Consider the following 18,263-nt stretch of genomic DNA (forward strand, 5'->3'; position numbering starts at 1 on the left):
GTGCAGCGAAGCCAACCGGAGCCGCTGCGCCCGGATCGGTCCCGTAACGAAGGTACCCCGAGCCCTAGCGAGCGGGCCGTACGCCGGGGCAAAGCCTTTTGGGTTACCTTTTCGGCGTTTGGAAAAGGTGACTCGCTGTAAGAGCGAAACCGCCAGCGGCAGCACCCGCAGCAACGGATATGCCCCCAAAATCCAAGAACCAGTCGGCCCGAAGGCCGCTGAAACCACAAACAAAAACGGCCTCTATATAAGAGGCCGTTCCTGACACACCACTAAACCATCACAAAAAAGAAAAACCCTTATTTGCGATCTTCCAGCTTGGTAATGTCACGCGACTCGTAACCGGTGTACAGCTGGCGCGGACGGCCAATCTTGTACGGGCTCGAAAGCATTTCTTTCCAGTGCGAAATCCAGCCCACAGTACGCGCCAGGGCGAAAATCACCGTGAACATGCTGGTTGGAATGCCGATCGCCTTGAGGATGATCCCCGAATAGAAGTCGACGTTCGGGTACAGCGAGCGCTCGATGAAGTACGGGTCGGTCAACGCGATCTCTTCCAGGCGCATGGCCAGTTCGAGTTGCGGATCGTTGTTGATGCCCAGTTCCTTCAGCACTTCGTCGCAGGTCTGCTTCATGACAGTCGCGCGAGGGTCGCGGTTCTTGTAGACGCGGTGACCGAAGCCCATCAACTTGAACGGATCGTTCTTGTCCTTGGCTTTGGCGATGAACTTGTCGATGTTCGACACATCGCCAATCTCGTCGAGCATGGTCAGCACGGCTTCGTTCGCACCGCCGTGGGCAGGACCCCACAGTGCGGCGATACCGGCGGCGATGCAGGCGAACGGGTTGGCACCCGAAGAGCCGGCCAGACGCACGGTGGAGGTCGAAGCGTTCTGCTCGTGGTCGGCGTGGAGGATGAAGATCCGGTCCATGGCCTTGGCGAGTACCGGGCTGATCGGTTTGATCTCGCACGGGGTGTTGAACATCATGTGCAGGAAGTTTTCCGCGTAAGTCAGATCGTTGCGCGGGTACATCATGGGTTGGCCCATGGAGTACTTGTAAACCATCGCTGCCAGGGTCGGCATCTTCGCAACCAGACGGATCGCGGAAATTTCGCGATGCTGCGGGTTATTGATGTCCAGGGAGTCGTGGTAGAAGGCCGAGAGGGCGCCGACTACACCGCACATGACGGCCATCGGGTGGGCGTCGCGACGGAAACCGTTGAAGAAGGTTTTCAGCTGCTCGTGAACCATGGTGTGGTTCTTCACGGTGCTGACGAACTGGGCCTTCTGTTCTGCGGTCGGCAATTCGCCGTTGAGCAGCAGGTAGCAGGTTTCCAGGTAGTCCGACTTTTCAGCCAGCTGTTCGATCGGGTAGCCGCGGTGCAACAAAATGCCGTTGTCGCCGTCGATATAGGTAATTTTCGATTCGCACGAAGCGGTCGACATGAAACCCGGGTCGAAAGTGAAGCGGCCCGTGGCCGTCAGGCCCCGAACATCGATTACATCGGGACCAACGGTGCCGGTTAAAATGGGCAGCTCGACGGGGGCTGCGCCCTCGATGATCAACTGCGCTTTTTTGTCAGCCATGTGGCCTCCTATTTATGCTTGAACCATCAGACAGACCCCCCACGCAGGGCCCGCACCACTATAGTGAGATAAATTCGAATGTCAATTTGCCTAAAGTCTTGCTCCAGAAGGCTTTAAGCCGACTTTTTCCTCGAAATTGCCTGCCATTTACGCCTTTTATGCAACTTGTGCAATCCGCTATTGGGGGTAGGTGAACGCGTTGTCATTAGTAGCCTAACTGTCTATACTCGGCCACCGACCGCCAAGGGCTTTTGGGCTTGCTTTCATTGGGGGTCGCATCCCTGGGTGGTGGTTACCTGACCAGTGCACTCCCCAACAACTTTGCCCTGATTGTTAGGGGCTCTTCAGTGTGAAAAAAAAGCCGTGAAAAGCCAACGACCTGTAAACCTAGACCTAAGGACCATCAAACTCCCAGTCACTGCTTACACGTCCATTCTTCACCGTATCTCCGGTGTCATCCTCTTCGTGTGCCTTGCCATCATGCTTTACGCATTGGACAAGTCGCTGAGCTCCGAGGAAGGCTTCGGTCAGGTGAAAGCGTGTCTGACCAGTCCGCTAGCCAAGCTAGTGATTTGGGGCATCCTGTCCGCTCTGCTGTATCACCTGGTAGCCGGTGTGCGCCACTTGATCATGGACATGGGCATCGGTGAGACGCTGGAAGGCGGCAAACTGGGCTCGAAAATCGTTATCGCCGTTTCCGTGGTGGTAATCGTTCTGGCAGGAGTCTGGATATGGTAACTAACGTCACTAACCTGTCGCGTTCGGGCCTCTATGACTGGATGGCACAGCGTGTGTCTGCGGTCGTTCTCGCGGCTTACTTCATCTTTCTGATCGGATACATCGTCGCCAACCCTGGCCTCGAGTATGCCCAGTGGCATGAACTGTTCGCTCACAACGGAATGCGTATTTTCAGCCTGCTGGCCCTTGTTGCTCTGGGCGCTCACGCCTGGGTCGGCATGTGGACCATCGCGACCGACTACCTGACGCCAATGGCGTTCGGCAAGTCCGCAACGGCGATACGTTTCCTTTTCCAGGCAGTATGCGGCGTTGCGATGTTCGCTTACTTCGTCTGGGGTGTGCAGATTCTCTGGGGTATCTGATTCATGGCTAACATTCCAACGATTTCTTTCGACGCCATCATTATTGGTGGTGGCGGTGCCGGCATGCGCGCTGCGCTGCAGCTGGCACAGGGCGGCCACAAGACTGCGGTGATCACCAAGGTTTTCCCGACCCGTTCGCACACTGTGTCCGCACAGGGCGGCATCACGTGCGCCATCGCTTCCGCCGACCCGAACGATGACTGGCGCTGGCACATGTACGATACCGTCAAGGGTTCCGACTACATCGGTGACCAGGACGCTATCGAATACATGTGTCAGGAAGGCCCTGCCGCTGTTTTCGAGCTGGACCACATGGGTCTGCCGTTCTCGCGTACCGAGCAAGGCCGCATCTACCAGCGTCCATTCGGTGGCCAGTCCAAGGATTACGGCAAGGGCGGTCAGGCTGCACGTACCTGCGCTGCATCCGACCGTACCGGTCACGCGCTGCTGCACACCCTTTATCAGGGCAACCTGAAAGCCGGCACTACGTTCCTCAACGAGTACTACGCTGTTGATCTGGTGAAAAACCAGGAAGGCGAATTCGTTGGTGTGATCGCGATCTGCATCGAAACCGGCGAAACCTCCTACATTCGTGCCAAGGCCACGGTTCTGGCCACTGGCGGTGCAGGCCGTATCTACGCGTCCACCACCAACGCCCTGATCAACACCGGTGACGGCGTCGGCATGGCTCTGCGTGCTGGCGTGCCGGTACAAGACATCGAAATGTGGCAGTTCCACCCGACCGGCATTGCCGGCGCCGGTGTACTGGTTACCGAAGGTTGCCGTGGTGAAGGTGGTTACCTGATCAACAAGCACGGTGAGCGTTTCATGGAGCGTTATGCTCCGAACGCGAAAGACCTTGCAGGTCGTGACGTGGTTGCCCGTTCGATGGTTAAGGAAATCATCGCCGGCAACGGTTGCGGTCCGAATGGCGACCACGTAATGCTCAAACTCGACCACCTGGGCGAGGAAGTGCTGCACAGCCGTCTGCCAGGCATCTGCGAACTGTCGAAGACCTTCGCCCACGTTGACCCGGTCGTTGCTCCGGTTCCGGTTGTGCCGACCTGCCACTACATGATGGGCGGCGTTGCCACCAACATTCATGGCCAGGCGATCACCCAGAACGCCGAAGGTCAGGACCAGATCATCCCTGGCCTGTTCGCGGTAGGCGAAGTGGCTTGCGTATCGGTACACGGTGCGAACCGTCTGGGCGGCAACTCGCTGCTCGACCTGGTGGTCTTCGGTCGCGCTGCCGGCCTGCACCTGGAAAAAGCGTTGACCGATGGCATCGAATACGACGACGCTACCGAGTCCGACATCGAAGCTGCACTGTCGCGTCTGAACGCGCTGAATAACCGTACCGACGGTGAAGACGTTGCCACCCTGCGTCGCGAGCTGCAAAGCTGCATGCAGAACTACTTCGGTGTATTCCGTACCGGCGAATACATGCAGAAGGGCATCGCTCAGCTGGCCGATCTGCGCAAGCGTATCGCCAACGTGAAGATCAACGACAAGTCGCAAGCGTTCAACACTGCACGTATCGAAGCGCTGGAACTGCAGAACCTGCTGGAAGTGGCTGAAGCTACCGCTATCGCGGCCGAAGTACGTAAAGAGTCCCGCGGCGCTCACGCCCGTGAAGACTTCGAAGACCGTGATGACGAAAACTGGCTGTGCCACACCCTGTACTTCCCGGGTGACAAGCGCGTCACCAAGCGTGCCGTGAACTTCTCGCCGAAGACTGTTCCGACTTTCGAACCTAAAGTCCGGACTTATTAAGGGTGACCGCCATGTTGCAAGTCAGTGTTTATCGCTACAACCCTGATCAGGACGCTGCGCCGTTCATGCAGGATTTCCAGGTCGATACCGGTGGTAAAGACCTGATGGTGCTGGACGTGCTGGCCCTGATCAAAGAGCAGGACGAAGGTTTCTCCTATCGTCGCTCCTGCCGTGAAGGCGTCTGCGGCTCCGACGGCATGAACATCAACGGCAAGAACGGTCTGGCCTGCATCACGCCGCTGTCTGCCGTTGTAAAAGGCAACAAGCTGATCGTTCGTCCGCTGCCAGGTTTGCCGGTTATCCGTGACCTGGTCGTCGATATGAGCATCTTCTACAAGCAATACGAGAAGGTGAAGCCTTACCTGCAGAACGACACGCCGGCTCCGGCCATCGAGCGTCTGCAGTCGCCAGAAGAGCGCGAAAAGCTCGACGGTCTGTACGAGTGCATCCTGTGCGCCTGCTGCTCGACCTCTTGCCCGTCCTTCTGGTGGAACCCGGACAAGTTCCTGGGTCCTGCTGCGCTGCTGCAAGCCTACCGCTTCCTGGCAGACAGTCGCGACACCAAGACCAGCGAGCGTCTGGCTTCACTTGACGACCCGTTCAGCGTTTTCCGCTGCCGGGGCATCATGAACTGCGTCAACGTATGTCCGAAAGGCCTGAACCCGACTAAGGCCATCGGTCACATCCGTAACATGCTGCTTTCGAGCGGCGTGTGATTCAGCTGCTGTAACCGTTGCACCGTAGAGGCTGTGGCGCGGGCTTCAACCCGCGTCATGGCTATAACCAGAGCAGTAGCCATAAGCTGCAGCTCTTCTTTTGAAGAAATGAGACAAGCAGGGGCATCCGGGCTGGTACCCGGACTATCAGTGTGATCCTAGGTGGCTTGTTTTAGTCGCTGCATTCGGACTTCTGCAAGTTTGCTCGGTGTCGACACCGATGGTGTTCCCCTAACCGAGGGTGACCAAGCATGCAAGAAAGCGTGATGCAGCGCATGTGGAACAGCGCCTACCTTTCAGGTGGAAACGCTGCCTATGTGGAAGAGCTTTATGAGCTCTACCTGCACGACCCTAACGCTGTGCCAGAAGAGTGGCGCACCTACTTTCAGAAGTTGCCAGCCGACGGCAACTCTGCCACTGATGTTTCGCACTCGACGATTCGCGATCATTTCGTGCTGCTGGCAAAGAACCAGCGCCGCGCCCAACCGGTTTCCGCCGGCAGCGTGAGCAGTGAGCACGAGAAGAAGCAAGTTGAAGTGCTGCGATTGATCCAGGCCTACCGTATGCGTGGCCACCAGGCAGCCCAGCTTGACCCGCTGGGGCTGTGGCAGCGTCCTGCACCTGCAGACCTGTCGATCAATCATTACGGCTTGACCAATGCCGATCTTGATACGACCTTCCGTGCCGGCGACCTGTTCATCGGCAAAGAGGAAGCGAGCCTACGCGAAATTCACGAAGCGTTGCAGCAGACATATTGCCGCACCATCGGCGCTGAATTCACGCACATCACCGATTCCGAGCAGCGCCAGTGGTTTCAGCAGCGTCTGGAAAGCGTGCGTGGCCGTCCGACGTACTCCGCCGACATCAAGAGCCACCTGCTTGAGCGCGTGACTGCCGGTGAAGGCCTGGAAAAATACCTCGGTACCAAATACCCGGGCACCAAGCGTTTCGGTCTGGAAGGCGGCGAAAGCCTGATTCCGATGCTCGACGAACTGATCCAGCGTTCCGGCTCGTACGGTACCAAGGAAGTCGTCATCGGCATGGCCCACCGTGGCCGTCTGAACGTTCTGGTCAACACCTTCGGCAAGAACCCGCGCGAGCTGTTCGACGAGTTCGAAGGCAAGAAGAAGGTCGAGCTGGGTTCCGGTGACGTTAAATACCACCAGGGCTTCTCGTCCAACGTGATGACCACCGGCGGTGAAGTTCACCTCGCCATGGCGTTCAACCCGTCCCACCTGGAAATCGTTTCCCCGGTGGTTGAAGGTTCGGTGCGCGCCCGTCAGGACCGTCGCAACGACCTGACCGGTGAGAAAGTTCTGCCGATCTCCATCCACGGTGACGCGGCATTCGCCGGTCAGGGCGTGGTCATGGAAACCTTCCAGATGTCGCAGACCCGCGGTTTCAAGACCGGCGGTACCGTGCACATCGTGATCAACAACCAGGTCGGTTTCACCATCAGCAACCCGCTGGACTCGCGTTCCACCGAGTACGCCACCGACGTCGCCAAGATGATCCAGGCGCCGATCCTCCATGTGAATGGCGATGATCCGGAAGCCGTGCTGTTCGTGACCCAACTGGCCATCGACTACCGCATGCAGTTCAAGCGTGACGTGGTGATCGATCTGGTCTGCTACCGTCGTCGCGGCCACAACGAGGCCGACGAACCAAGCGGCACCCAGCCACTGATGTATCAGCAGATCACCAAGCAGCGCACCACCCGTGAGCTGTACGCTGATCGCCTGACCCAGGCCGGTGTGCTCGACGCTGAACGTGTGCAGGCCAAGGTCGACGAATACCGCAACGCGCTGGACAACGGTCTGCACGTGGTGAAATCGCTGGTCAAAGAGCCGAACAAGGAACTGTTCGTCGACTGGCGTCCGTACCTGGGCCACGCCTGGACCGCGCGTCACGACACGCGTTTCGATCTCAAGACCCTGCAGGAACTGTCCGCCAAGCTGCTGGAAATTCCGGAAGGCTTCGTCGTTCAGCGCCAGGTCGCGAAGATCTACGAAGACCGTCAGAAGATGCAAGCCGGCGGCCTGCCGATCAACTGGGGTTACGCTGAAACCATGGCGTACGCGACCCTCGCGTTCGAAGGTCACCCGATCCGCATGACCGGTCAGGACATCGGCCGCGGTACGTTCTCGCACCGTCACGCTGTGTTGCACAACCAGAAAGACGCGGGCACCTACATTCCGCTGCAGAACCTGTACGAAGGTCAGCCACGTTTCGACCTGTACGACTCGTTCCTCTCGGAAGAAGCGGTACTGGCATTCGAATACGGTTACTCGACCACCACGCCAAACGCGCTGGTGATCTGGGAAGCCCAGTTCGGCGACTTCGCCAACGGTGCTCAGGTCGTGATCGACCAGTTCATCACCAGCGGCGAGCACAAGTGGGGCCGTCTCTGCGGTCTGACCATGCTGCTGCCACACGGTTACGAAGGCCAAGGCCCTGAGCACAGCTCGGCTCGTCTTGAGCGTTACCTGCAGCTGTGCGCCGAGCACAACATTCAGGTGTGCATGCCGACCACGCCAGCGCAGATCTACCACTTGCTGCGTCGTCAGGTGATCCGTCCGCTGCGCAAGCCGCTGGTCGTGCTGACGCCGAAGTCGCTGCTGCGCCACAAGCTGGCCATCTCGACGCTGGAAGATCTGGCCGAAGGTTCGTTCCAGACCGTGATCCCGGAAATCGATGCACTGGACCCGAAAAAGGTCGAGCGCGTGGTTCTGTGCAGCGGCAAGGTCTACTACGACCTGCTGGAAAAACGCCGTGCCGAAGGCCGCGAAGATATCGCCATCGTGCGTATCGAGCAGCTGTATCCGTTCCCTGAGGACGACTTGAAAGAAGTCCTGGCTCCGTACACCAACGTCAAACACGCCGTTTGGTGTCAGGAAGAGCCGATGAACCAGGGTGCCTGGTACTGCAGCCAGCATCACTTGCGTCGCAGCATCGCCAACCTCGACAAGACTCTCGTACTTGAGTACGCGGGCCGTGAGGCTTCGGCTGCGCCAGCTTGTGGTTACGCATCGATGCACGCCGAGCAGCAGGAAAAACTGCTGCAAGATGCTTTCACTGTTTAACGCCTTCGCGCTGACTGAAACCGAATTTTAAGGACCCACAGATAATGGCTATCGAAATCAAAGCCCCGTCATTCCCGGAATCGGTTGCCGATGGCACCGTTGCCACCTGGCACAAGAAACCAGGTGAGGCCGTCAAGCGTGACGACCTGATCGTCGACATCGAAACCGACAAAGTCGTGCTCGAAGTGTTGGCTGAAGCAGACGGCGTGCTGGGCGCAATCGTTGCCGAAGAGGGCGCTACCGTTCTGTCGAACCAGGTCCTGGGCTCGATCGAAGAGGGCGGCGCTGCTGCTGCCGCTCCTGCCGCCGCTGCCGCTCCTGCCGCCGCTGCCGCTCCGGCCGCTACTGCCGCTGCCGCACCAGCTGCTGCCGATGGCGAAGATGACCCGATCGCCGCTCCTGCCGCGCGCAAGCTGGCTGAAGAGAACGGCATCAACATCGCTTCCGTTGCCGGCACCGGCAAGGGCGGTCGTGTGACCAAGGAAGACGTGGTAGCAGCAGTTGCTGCCAAGAAAGCCGCTCCGGCTGCCGCACCTGCCAAGGCTGCTGCTCCTTCGGCTGCTGCGCCTGTGTTCGCTGCCGGCGACCGCATCGAGAAGCGCGTACCGATGACTCGCGTACGTGCCACCGTGGCCAAGCGTCTGGTTGAAGCCCAGTCGAACATGGCGATGCTGACCACGTTCAACGAAGTCGACATGACCGAAGTCATGGCGCTGCGTTCGAAGTACAAGGACCTGTTCGAGAAGTCCCACAACGGCGTACGCCTGGGCTTCATGTCGTTCTTCGTGAAAGCGGCCACTGAAGCGCTGAAACGCTTCCCGGCTGTCAACGCGTCGATCGACGGCGGCGACATCGTTTACCACGGCTACGCAGACATCGGCGTTGCCGTTTCCAGCGACCGTGGCCTGGTGGTACCGGTTCTGCGTAACGCCGAGCTGATGAGCCTGGCTGAAATCGAAGGCGGCATCGCAACATTTGGCAAGAAAGCCCGTGACGGCAAACTGTCGATGGACGAGATGACCGGTGGTACCTTCACCATCACCAACGGTGGTACCTTCGGTTCGATGATGTCGACGCCGATCGTCAACCCGCCGCAGGCAGCGATTCTGGGCATGCACAACATCATCCAGCGTCCGATGGCCATCAACGGTCAGGTCGTGATCCGTCCGATGATGTACCTGGCTCTGTCCTACGATCACCGCCTGATCGATGGCAAAGAAGCTGTGACCTTCCTGGTGACCATCAAGAACCTGCTGGAAGATCCGGCTCGTCTGTTGCTGGATATCTAAAAAGCAGCTGCAAGCTTTCAGCTACAAGCCTCAAGCTCAAGGCGAGCGGGTGGGCTTGCAGCTTGAAGCTTGCGGCTTGTAGCTTTATTGCTAAAGAGGATTTTTTGAATGTCGCAGAAATTTGACGTAGTAGTGATCGGTGCCGGCCCTGGTGGCTATGTAGCGGCCATCAAGGCTGCTCAGTTGGGCCTGACCACTGCCTGCATCGAGAAGTACACCGACGCAGAGGGCAAGCAAGCCCTGGGCGGTACCTGCCTGAACGTAGGTTGCATTCCTTCCAAGGCGCTGCTCGACAGCTCGTGGAAATACAAGGAAGCCAAAGAGAGCTTCAACGTTCACGGTATCTCGACCGGCGAAGTCAAAATGGACGTCGCTGCGATGGTTGGCCGCAAGGCTGGCATCGTCAAGAACCTGACCGGCGGCGTTGCCACCCTGTTCAAGGCCAACGGCGTTACTTCGATCCAGGGCCACGGCAAGCTGCTGGCCGGCAAGAAAGTCGAAGTCACCAAGCCGGACGGTTCGGTTGAAGTCATCGAAGCGGAAAACGTCATTCTCGCGCCAGGTTCGCGTCCGATCGACATTCCACCGGCTCCGGTTGACCAGAAAGTCATCGTCGATTCGACTGGCGCTCTGGAATTCCAGTCCGTACCTAAACGTCTGGGCGTGATCGGCGCTGGCGTGATCGGTCTGGAACTGGGTTCGGTATGGTCGCGTCTGGGGGCAGAAGTGACTGTGCTCGAAGCACTGGACACTTTCCTGATGGCAGCGGACACCGCTGTTTCCAAGGAAGCGCTGAAAACCCTGACCAAACAGGGTCTGGACATCAAGCTGGGCGCTCGCGTTACCGGTTCGAAAGTCAACGGCGAAGAAGTCGTCGTCAACTACACCGATGCCAACGGCGAACAGACCATCACTTTCGACAAGCTGATCGTAGCCGTTGGTCGCCGTCCGGTGACCACTGATCTGCTGTCTGCCGACTGCGGCGTGGAAATCGACGAGCGCGGTTTCATCGCGGTCGATGACCATTGCGTCACAGCTGTGCCGGGCGTCTTCGCCATCGGTGACGTGGTTCGCGGCATGATGCTGGCCCACAAGGCTTCGGAAGAAGGCATCATGGTTGTCGAGCGCATCAAGGGCCACAAGGCTCAGATGAACTATGATTTGATCCCTTCGGTTATTTATACTCACCCGGAAATCGCGTGGGTTGGCAAAACCGAGCAGGCGCTGAAGGCCGAAGGCGTTGAAGTCAACGTCGGCACCTTCCCGTTCGCCGCTTCCGGCCGTGCCATGGCTGCCAACGATACCGGTGGTTTCGTCAAGGTCATCGCCGATGCCAAGACCGACCGCGTATTGGGCGTGCACGTGATTGGCCCGAGCGCTGCAGAACTGGTTCAGCAGGGCGCGATCGGTATGGAATTCGGCACCAGCGCTGAAGACCTGGGCATGATGGTTTTCTCCCATCCGACCCTGTCCGAAGCCTTGCACGAAGCTGCTCTGGCAGTGAATGGCGGCGCCATTCACATTGCCAACCGCAAGAAGCGTTAAGACATAATAAGAAACCACGGCGGCAACGGCCCGTCGTGAGCCTTGCGAGCAAGACTCACCGCGGAATGTCCGCCGGACGCAGTCTTGCGTAGCCCAGCTACGCAAGCAGCAGTCACAGGTGGCGCGGCACTCAAACGAGCGCAGCGCCGAATGCGCAGTACCTAACGAAGACGGTAAAAAGCATGAATCTTCACGAGTATCAGGGTAAGCAGCTGTTCGCTGAATACGGCCTGCCAGTTTCCACTGGTTACGCAGTAGACACCCCGGAAGCAGCAGCAGAAGCTTGCGACAAAATCGGCGGCAACGAGTGGGTCGTCAAAGCCCAGGTTCACGCCGGTGGTCGCGGTAAAGCGGGCGGCGTAAAGCTGGTTCGCAGCAAAGAAGACGCCAAAGCCTTCGCACAGCAGTGGCTGGGCAAGCGTCTGGTGACTTACCAGACTGACGCCAATGGCCAGCCAGTCACCAAGATCCTGGTTGAATCGTGCACTGATATCGCTAAAGAGCTGTACCTGGGCGCTGTCGTTGACCGTTCGAGCCGTCGCATCGTGTTCATGGCTTCCACCGAAGGTGGCGTGGACATCGAGAAAATCGCTCACGACACTCCAGAAAAAATTCTCAAGGCCACTATCGATCCACTGGTTGGCGCTCAGCCATCCCAGGGTCGCGAGCTGGCATTCCAGCTGGGTCTGGAAGGCAAGCAGGTCACTCAGTTCGCCAAGATCTTCGTAGGTCTGGCCAAGCTGTTCAAAGACCACGACCTGGCTCTGCTGGAAGTAAACCCGCTGGTGATCAAGGCTGACGGCGATCTGCACTGCCTCGACGCGAAGATCAACATCGACGCCAACGCCATGTACCGTCAGCCTAAGCTGAAGGCTTTCCACGATCCGTCGCAGGACGATCCGCGCGAAGCGCACGCTGCCAAGTTCGAACTGAACTACGTAGCGCTGGAAGGCAACATCGGTTGCATGGTCAACGGTGCCGGTCTGGCCATGGGCACCATGGACATCGTCAACCTGCATGGCGGCAAGCCAGCCAACTTCCTCGACGTAGGTGGTGGCGCTACCAAGGAACGCGTTACTGAAGCGTTCAAGATCATCCTGTCCGACCAGAACGTCGCGGCAGTACTGGTCAACATCTTCGGCGGCATCGTTCGCTGCGACATGATTGCCGAAGGCATCATCGGCGCCGTGAAAGAAGTCGGCGTGAAAATCCCGGTTGTTGTTCGCCTTGAAGGCAACAACGCTGAGCTGGGCGCTAAAGTACTGGCAGAAAGCGGTTTGAACATCATCGCTGCTACCAGCCTGACCGACGCTGCTCAACAAGTTGTCAAAGCTGCGGAGGGCAAATAATGAGCGTCCTGATCAATAAAGACACCAAAGTTATCTGCCAGGGTATTACCGGTTCGCAAGGTAGTTTCCACACCCAGCAAGCCATCGAATACGGCACCAAGATGGTTGGTGGCGTAACTCCGGGCAAGGGCGGCACCGAGCACCTGGGTCTGCCAGTGTTCAACACCGTAAAAGACGCAGTAGCTGCCACTGGCGCTACCGCCAGCGTGATCTACGTTCCGGCTCCGTTCTGCAAGGACTCGATCCTGGAAGCGGCATTCGGCGGCATCAAGCTGATCGTCTGCATCACCGAAGGCATTCCTACCCTGGACATGCTGGACGCCAAAGTTAAGTGCGACGAGCTGGGCGTAGTCCTGATCGGCCCTAACTGCCCAGGCGTGATCACCCCAGGCGAATGCAAGATCGGCATCATGCCAGGTCACATTCACTTGCCAGGCAAGGTCGGTATCGTTTCGCGTTCCGGCACCCTGACCTACGAAGCTGTGAAGCAGACCACTGACGCCGGTTTCGGTCAGTCGACTTGCGTCGGCATCGGCGGTGACCCGATCCCGGGTTCGAACTTCATCGACATCCTGAAGCTGTTCCAGGAAGACCCGAAGACCGAGGCGATCGTGATGATCGGCGAGATCGGCGGTTCGGCTGAAGAAGAAGCGGCTGCCTACATCAAGGCTAACGTGACCAAGCCGGTTGTTTCCTACATCGCTGGTGTGACTGCTCCTCCGGGCAAGCGCATGGGCCATGCTGGCGCAATCATCTCTGGCGGCAAAGGCACTGCAGACGAGAAATTCGCTGCGCTGCAAGACGCAGGCGTAAAAACCGTGCGTTCGCTGGCAGACATCGGCAAGGCCCTGGCCGAGCTGACTGGCTGGGAAGTGAAGAAGTAAGCTTCGGCTGACTTTTTAGCTCCAGCAACAAAGGCCACCTTCGGGTGGCCTTTGTCGTTTCTGGCGTATGAGAATTTTGAGAGCTGTTGTGGCGAGGGGATTTATCCCCGCTGGGCTGCGAAGCGGCCCCCATGCTAGCGACCATGATCAGTCAGGCAGTTCCAGCTCGGATTCTTTGGGACTGCTGCGCAGTCCAACGGGGATAAATCCCCTCGCCACAGGTTCGTTGTGATGAATACAGGTTCTCTGTATGAAAAATAGATATGTAAACGCGACACTGAAACGTCGCGTATCGGATAGTTCGCCCTCTAACAGTGCGTTTGTCAGCCAAATTCGTTAGGCTGGCCGCCATTTTTGCGTCCGCCGCCCACAAGGCAGCTACGCGCTTTAAGGGTCAGTCCCATACGGATCGACAGCATTTCCCTAATCCAACAGGGCAATCCCCCTCTAAATTCCGATTTCAGTAGTGTGGTATTACCTTAATGAAAGTTTTGAAAGGTCAGGACATCCTGGCACTTGGTTTTATGACGTTTGCCCTGTTTGTCGGGGCCGGTAACATCATTTTCCCGCCGATCGTCGGCTTGCAGGCCGGACCTCACGTCTGGATGGCCGCACTGGGTTTCCTGATTACCGCCGTTGGTTTGCCGGTGGTCACCGTGGTGGCGCTGGCCAAGGTCGGCGGTGCGATGGATGCGTTGAGCAGCCCTATCGGCAAGATCGCTGGCGGTATCCTCGCGGCGGCATGCTACCTGGCCGTGGGTCCGCTGTTCGCCACCCCGCGTACCGCGACCGTATCCTTCGAGGTAGGTCTGGCGCCATTGACCGGCGAAAGCCCGCTGGCGCTGTTCCTCTACAGCTCGGTGTACTTCCTGCTGGTGTTCTTCATTTCGCTCTACCCTGGGCGGTTGCTGGATACCGTTGGCCGCTTCCTCGCACCGCTGAAAATCATTGCGCTGGCAGTACTGGGCATCGCCGCGTTCGCCTTGCCGGCGGGTGACATCGGTCACGGCACACCGGAATATGTGGCGGCACCGTTTTCTCAGGGCTTCATCAATGGTTACCTGACCATGGATACCCTCGGCGCACTGGTATTCGGCATCGTTATCGTCAACGCGATCCGCTCCCGTGGCGTCGAGTCGCCGGCGCTGATCACCCGTTACGCGATCATTGCCGGGCTGATTGCCGGCGTGGGTCTGGCACTGGTCTACGTCAGCCTGTTCCGCCTCGGTTCCGGCAGCCATGAAGTCGCGGTCGGCGCCACCAACGGCGCGGCGGTGTTGCATGCCTACGTGCAACACACCTTCGGTTCGCTGGGTAGCGGTTTCCTTGCGGTGCTGATCTCGCTGGCGTGTCTGGTCACGGCGGTCGGTCTGACCTGTGCCTGTGCTGAATACTTCAGCCGTGTGCTGCCACTGTCCTACAAGACGCTGGTGATTATCCTCGCGGCGTTCTCGCTGCTGGTCTCCAACCTCGGTCTGACCAAGCTCATTGCTTTCTCGATTCCGGTACTCACCGCGATCTACCCGCCGTGCATCGTTCTGGTCGCACTGAGCTTCTGCAAGGATTTCTGGCATGAGCACGGGCGCATTCTTGGCCCGGTGATGCTGGTTTCCTTCGTTTTCGGCACCATCGACGCCCTGAAAGGCGCTGGTCTGGCCGACTGGATGCCAACTCAGCTGACCCATCTGCCGCTGAGCGAGCAAGGGCTGGCATGGCTGGTGCCATGCGTGATGACCCTGGTGGTCGCCGTGGTCTGTGATCGCCTGCTGGGCAAGCGCAGCGAAGTCACTGCCTGACGTGATGTGACCCGCCACAAGCGGGTCAGGCACGGTTAAACAGAAATGCCCCGTATCAATCGATACGGGGCATTTTTTATCAGAGCTGATAATCCTCAACCCAGATAACGTACGACCAGAGCTCCCACATTGACGTTGTCGCTGTCACGGCTCAGGAGTATTCGCTTGTCGGGCTGCACTGCCACCGAGATCCATTGCATACCGGGCCCCATAGAGTGAGTAACGTATCCCTTGCCGTCCCCAAAGGTTGTGTCCAGTTCACCCGTTGCCAGATAGCGGCAGGCAAGCATTTGCTCCCTGGTTATTTGCCCTGTACTCCCCACCACAACCAAACCATCCTCAGGTTCCCCACTTAGATCGAACAAAGTGCAACCGTCGGTTAATCCAAGATCAGTGACAACAGGCTTACCCTGATTGAATGCGAGATTTGGTCTACCGTTCGGGTTGTACGCGGCCATCATTGCTTTGCGTCCTTTCCCCCAAACGTCGTTGGGGGATGTGTCGACCTGGCCAGCAACAAAGAAGCTGCCGTCAGCACGTAACATCAGGCTTCGTACGCTGACCGGGTAATCCGATGGAATGTAGACGGTCCCGGTGCCATCATCGCCGAAGTCTTTATGGGGCGTTCCATCGACGTTCAGGCGCACAATCTTCCCTTCTCCAGCCCTCGAACCTGCAACTGTGATTACTCCATCCTCTGCTACTGAAATCGAAGCAATGCCCATTGCAAGATCCAGCCAGCCTTTGTTGTTGAAAGCGGTATCGAAATCTCCATTCTGATCAAGTCTGAACAGTCGGTCGCTTTGACCGACGAGTATTTTTTCATCAGCAGTCAGTACTAACCTGGTTCTGGATTGCGACGTGATGGAAGCTTCCGGTTTTGGCAATTGCGATTCGGACTGTGGCAGGAAAGGGACGTAAACCGTCCCATCGGGACCGAAATCGCGATCTCTTTCACCATCAGCGAAGAATCTGGCAAGCGCAAATCGGGTTCCTTGGTCCTCATCATATTGATACCCAAAAAGCAGCGCCTTGCCGTCTTTATAAAGACAGGCGCCAGTTCCGCTGGCTTGTCCCGAACCTGTAAACGTACCTACGATCAAACCGTTTTCGTTGAAGCCAGTATCGTTAGTACCGTCCGCGAGTAATTGCGCCAAATGAAAACTGACTTTGCCCTCTACAACAGTTTGTCCCACGAGAAGGATCTTTCCATCCGGGCGCAAGCCTGCGATTTTCAAAGCCTGGCTTCCCGTAGCAAATGACTCGGCGTACCCCCGGTTGCCAAACGTTGTGTCAATGGGCAGCGCAGCGTTCAAAGGTCTCATGCTCAAATCCTTGTCTGATAGGGGAGCGGTCAGTGTTCCCGTTTGAGAAAACGACCTTATGCCTCGCCATACCCTCGGCGCTACTGTCAGAGTTGACAGGTATAAGCCTCTGAAAACTGATAGCTGCGGTCTATTTTGAATAAATTTGACTCTTCAATGAGCGTGTCTTTTTACGAGCCAACACGTCGAAACGAAGGGTTCCCTCCATCATTCCTCTTGCTCAGGACAACGAATGTCGTTCATCCAAGCCAATCTGATCCACTTGCTCGCCGCCGTCTGGTTTGTCGTCTGCTGGGGCGGTTACACCCGTTATGCCACCTGGAAGGCCCGTGATACGGCGTGTCTGGCCAGCGTGTTGCACCTGTACCGCGAAGACTGGATGCGCCGCATGCTGCTGCGTGACAACCGCATCGCCGATGCCAGCGTGATCGGCAATCTGGAACGCAACGCGTCGTTCTTCGCCTCCAGCACGCTGATCATCCTCGCCGGTATCCTCACCGTGCTCGGTGCGTCCGACCGAGCCGTGTCGTTGTTGGCGGATATTCCGATGGTGCAGCAGGCGTCGCAGGGCATGTCGGAGATCAAGTTGCTGTGTCTGGCACTGGTGTTCGTCTATGCGTTCTTTACTTTCAGCTGGTGCATGCGCCAATACAACTTCGCTGCGATTCTGGTCGGTTCAGCGCCGATGATCGGTGAGCGCCAAGTGACTGAACAAGAACGCAAGGCGTTCGCTTCGCGGGCGGCGCGGGTGATTTCGATGGCGGCCAACCAGTTCAACTTCGGCCTGCGTTCTTATTACTTCGGCATGAGTATGCTGGCGTGGTTCGTCAGCCCGTGGCTGTTCATGATCATGAGCGCGGGAGTCGTGGTGGTTTTGTATCGCCGCGAGTTTCATTCCGACGTTCTCGATGTCATGGTCTATACCCCTACAGAGGCGCCCGTCCCTGAGGCGAACAAAGAGGCTGTTTGATGAGTATTCCGTTCTGGTGTGTGTTTATCAGTGCTTTATTGATCTATGTGGCGCGTATGCCGGTGGCCAAGGCCATGAAAGAGCAGGGCGGGTATGACAATCACTTGCCGCGGCAGCAGCAGGCGCAGTTGACTGGCTTCGGTGCGAGGGCGCTGGCGGCCCATCAGAACAGCATCGAAGCCTTCATCCTCTTCGCCGTCGGCGTGCTGATGGCGCATACCACGCAAACCGCGGGTTGGCTGATCGATGCGCTGGCGATCATCTTCGTGATCTCGCGGATTTTCTATCTGTGGTTCTATCTGGCCGATCTGGCGAAGTTGCGCAGCCTGATGTGGCTAGTTGGCTTCATCTGTTCGTTGTTGCTGATGATTAGTCCGACTTTTAGAACCGTGTTGCTATAACCGGTAAATCGCAGGCAAAAGAAAACCCGCACTTGGCGGGTTTTCCTTTCACACCACAAAGCTTATTGCTTTTTGGCGGCTTCTTCTTGAGCAGCGGCGTTCGATTCAGCCTGAGCTTTGGCAGCTTCGGCGTTTTCCTTTGCTGCGTCGTTCACTTTATCCTGAGCTTTGTTCATGTCTTGCTGAGCTTGCTCAGCATGTTGGTTTGCATCTTGAGCTTTGTCCTCGGATTTTTTATCGCAGGCAGCGAGACCGAGGGAAGCGGTCAACATCAAGGCAATAGCTAAAGTCTTACGCATGGGGTGTATCTCCTTATGGAAAATAACTACTGGCCTTAAGAACTCGGCGCTACGGGTTAAGTTCCTCAATTGTTTCAGATATATAAGTTTGTTTTATCACGGAACTTTTGCCGCTTTTCTCACTACTGGCACAAGGCCCAA

The 18,263-nt window shown here is 57.5% G+C and carries 15 protein-coding genes; 12 read left to right on the forward strand and 3 right to left on the reverse strand.

Going from position 1 to position 18,263, the window contains the following annotated elements:
* Positions 1-299 precede the first annotated feature (299 nt).
* Positions 300-1,589: a citrate synthase gene (gene gltA / locus AB9L16_RS07340; protein ID WP_003222994.1), complete on the reverse strand. Its 1,290-nt coding sequence runs from the start codon at positions 1,587-1,589 to the stop codon at positions 300-302.
* 363 nt (positions 1,590-1,952) lie between these two features.
* Here gltA and sdhC point away from each other — a divergent pair, with 363 nt between their 5' ends.
* From sdhC to brnQ, 10 genes are all read left to right on the forward strand, one after another.
* Complete coding sequence (gene sdhC, locus AB9L16_RS07345) at positions 1,953-2,327, forward strand: succinate dehydrogenase, cytochrome b556 subunit (protein WP_016773673.1); 375 nt, start codon at positions 1,953-1,955, stop codon at positions 2,325-2,327.
* Entirely contained in the window at positions 2,321-2,689 is a 369-nt protein-coding gene (gene sdhD / locus AB9L16_RS07350; RefSeq protein WP_008049683.1) for a succinate dehydrogenase, hydrophobic membrane anchor protein, read from the forward strand. The genes sdhC and sdhD overlap by 7 nt, the downstream gene beginning before the upstream one ends.
* A 3-nt stretch (positions 2,690-2,692) precedes the next feature.
* Positions 2,693-4,465, forward strand: a complete 1,773-nt coding sequence (sdhA, locus tag AB9L16_RS07355) for a succinate dehydrogenase flavoprotein subunit (protein ID WP_024012149.1) — start codon at positions 2,693-2,695, stop codon at positions 4,463-4,465.
* A gap of 11 nt (positions 4,466-4,476) precedes the next feature.
* On the forward strand, positions 4,477-5,181 hold the full coding sequence (locus tag AB9L16_RS07360; RefSeq protein ID WP_016773675.1) for a succinate dehydrogenase iron-sulfur subunit: 705 nt from the start codon (positions 4,477-4,479) through the stop codon (positions 5,179-5,181).
* A gap of 251 nt (positions 5,182-5,432) precedes the next feature.
* On the forward strand, positions 5,433-8,264 hold the full coding sequence (locus AB9L16_RS07365) for a 2-oxoglutarate dehydrogenase E1 component (protein WP_076566671.1): 2,832 nt from the start codon (positions 5,433-5,435) through the stop codon (positions 8,262-8,264).
* Between the two features lie 44 nt (positions 8,265-8,308).
* Positions 8,309-9,553 (forward strand): 2-oxoglutarate dehydrogenase complex dihydrolipoyllysine-residue succinyltransferase, encoded by a 1,245-nt coding sequence (gene odhB / locus AB9L16_RS07370; protein ID WP_071171473.1) that lies wholly within the window; start codon positions 8,309-8,311, stop codon positions 9,551-9,553.
* A 108-nt stretch (positions 9,554-9,661) separates the two neighbouring features.
* On the forward strand, positions 9,662-11,098 hold the full coding sequence (lpdA, locus tag AB9L16_RS07375; RefSeq protein WP_016773678.1) for a dihydrolipoyl dehydrogenase: 1,437 nt from the start codon (positions 9,662-9,664) through the stop codon (positions 11,096-11,098).
* Positions 11,099-11,280: 182 nt separating this feature from the next.
* Positions 11,281-12,447 (forward strand): ADP-forming succinate--CoA ligase subunit beta, encoded by a 1,167-nt coding sequence (gene sucC, locus AB9L16_RS07380; RefSeq protein ID WP_016773679.1) that lies wholly within the window; start codon positions 11,281-11,283, stop codon positions 12,445-12,447.
* Positions 12,447-13,331, forward strand: a complete 885-nt coding sequence (sucD, locus tag AB9L16_RS07385; protein WP_016773680.1) for a succinate--CoA ligase subunit alpha — start codon at positions 12,447-12,449, stop codon at positions 13,329-13,331. The genes sucC and sucD overlap by 1 nt, the downstream gene beginning before the upstream one ends.
* A gap of 482 nt (positions 13,332-13,813) precedes the next feature.
* The gene (gene brnQ, locus AB9L16_RS07390; RefSeq protein WP_016773681.1) at positions 13,814-15,127 is read left to right on the forward strand and encodes a branched-chain amino acid transport system II carrier protein; all 1,314 of its coding nucleotides are present in this window, start codon (positions 13,814-13,816) and stop codon (positions 15,125-15,127) included.
* A gap of 95 nt (positions 15,128-15,222) precedes the next feature.
* Here brnQ and AB9L16_RS07395 read toward each other — a convergent pair whose 3' ends face one another.
* Positions 15,223-16,452, reverse strand: coding sequence for a hypothetical protein (locus AB9L16_RS07395; protein WP_236169133.1), 1,230 nt, complete (start codon positions 16,450-16,452; stop codon positions 15,223-15,225).
* A gap of 232 nt (positions 16,453-16,684) precedes the next feature.
* Between AB9L16_RS07395 and AB9L16_RS07400 the strand changes: the two genes are divergently transcribed.
* On the forward strand, positions 16,685-17,422 hold the full coding sequence (locus AB9L16_RS07400) for a DUF599 domain-containing protein (RefSeq protein WP_016773682.1): 738 nt from the start codon (positions 16,685-16,687) through the stop codon (positions 17,420-17,422).
* On the forward strand, positions 17,422-17,823 hold the full coding sequence (locus AB9L16_RS07405; RefSeq protein WP_056783897.1) for an MAPEG family protein: 402 nt from the start codon (positions 17,422-17,424) through the stop codon (positions 17,821-17,823). The genes AB9L16_RS07400 and AB9L16_RS07405 overlap by 1 nt, the downstream gene beginning before the upstream one ends.
* Before the next feature lie 62 nt (positions 17,824-17,885).
* On the opposite strand, the gene AB9L16_RS07410 is transcribed toward AB9L16_RS07405, so the two are convergent.
* Positions 17,886-18,122, reverse strand: a complete 237-nt coding sequence (locus AB9L16_RS07410) for a hypothetical protein (protein ID WP_007959016.1) — start codon at positions 18,120-18,122, stop codon at positions 17,886-17,888.
* Between the last annotated feature and the right edge of the window lie 141 nt (positions 18,123-18,263).

Origin of the sequence: Pseudomonas sp. LW8, from assembly GCF_041956865.1 — a bacterium.
Taxonomy (GTDB): Bacteria; Pseudomonadota; Gammaproteobacteria; order Pseudomonadales; family Pseudomonadaceae; genus Aquipseudomonas; species Aquipseudomonas siliginis.